Genomic DNA, 612 nt, shown 5'->3' with positions numbered 1-612 from the left:
TCAAATACGACACCGTTTGAGGTTGATCTGGACTCTGTGGGTCTCGTAAGTATCGAGCAATATCAGGTACATACAGGAGAGATTCATAGTCTGAAAAATTCTATTGTAAATCTTGACAGAAAATTTGAAGATTTAAATTCGGCTTTATCGAAGACTGCCGAAGATTTGAAGCAGGCTAATACAAGATTAAACAATAAGGCAGATCAATCCAGCCTTAATTCTACGAACACAAAACTAAACGTAATTGGCACAGTATATAGAAACTTAAAGGAAATAACAGTTGGAAGCGGTGGAGTGGATTCGTACTCGGGCGGCGCATCTATTGCAATTCCAGCTGGTACATACATAGTTACCGCTAAAGGAAATTTTACATCTAACGCGTCAGAGTCTACGAGGCGTGTTCAGGTTTATAATAATACCAAAAACGCAAGCATATCTACGAGTTCATGTTATGGAAAAGGTTACTTATCATTTAAAGAAGTATGTATACTTGCCTTAACAGAGCAAAACATATTATCATGTCGACTTTCTACTGGAATTGGTGCAAATTTAGCCGGATGCGGCACGGAGATAGCCGCAATACGAATAAAATAGGAATTTAATATGTATAGA

Annotated in this window: 1 pseudogene; it reads left to right on the top strand. The window is 37.7% G+C overall.

The features are described 5' to 3' along the window. A pseudogene (locus QGT46_RS16790) lies at nucleotides 1-594 on the top strand (hypothetical protein); the annotation flags it as partial. Nucleotides 595-612 lie beyond the last annotated feature (18 nt).

It is taken from the genome of Anaerostipes faecis (genome assembly GCF_910574135.1).
Classification (GTDB): Bacteria; Bacillota; Clostridia; order Lachnospirales; family Lachnospiraceae; genus Anaerostipes; species Anaerostipes hominis.
The sequence above is the reverse complement of the archived record's forward strand: the minus strand, read 5'-3'. Positions and strand labels throughout refer to the sequence as shown.